General features: G+C 45.4%; 1 protein-coding gene. It reads right to left on the minus strand.

Annotated elements, in window-relative coordinates:
* Positions 1-485, minus strand: a 485-nt coding sequence (locus E4T71_RS08885) for a Rib/alpha-like domain-containing protein (protein ID WP_245165727.1), incomplete at both ends; no start/stop codon positions are given.

Consider the following 485-nt stretch of genomic DNA (forward strand, 5'->3'; position numbering starts at 1 on the left):
GTCTCCTAGATTTGCAATAGATTTAGATGGATCTACTTCCTCACCTGGTTTAACGGTCTGATCTTGCGCTACTGGTGTGTTCTTATCCGCGTCGGTTGGTTCAGAAACTTTAACAGTTACTGGGACCTTATCCGTTGAACCATCTGGATACGTTACCACAGCTGTTGCTGGCTTATCTCCTGGTGTGGTTGTATCTACTGGTTCCTCAAAGCTTACCTTAGTACCTGCTGGCAAGTCTCCTAGATTTGCAATAGATTTAGATGGATCTACTTCCTCACCTGGTTTAACGGTCTGATCTTGTGCTACTGGCGTGTTCTTATCCGCGTCGGTTGGTTCAGAAACTTTAACAGTTACTGGAACCTTATCCGTTGAACCATCTGGATACGTTACCACAGCTGTTGCTGGCTTATCTCCTGGTGTGGTTGTATCTACTGGACTCTCAAAGCTTACCTTTGTACCTGCTGGCAAGTCTCCTAGATTTGCAA

Origin of the sequence: Streptococcus sp. WM07 (genome assembly GCF_004570525.1) — a bacterium.
In the GTDB taxonomy this organism is placed as follows: Bacteria; Bacillota; Bacilli; order Lactobacillales; family Streptococcaceae; genus Streptococcus.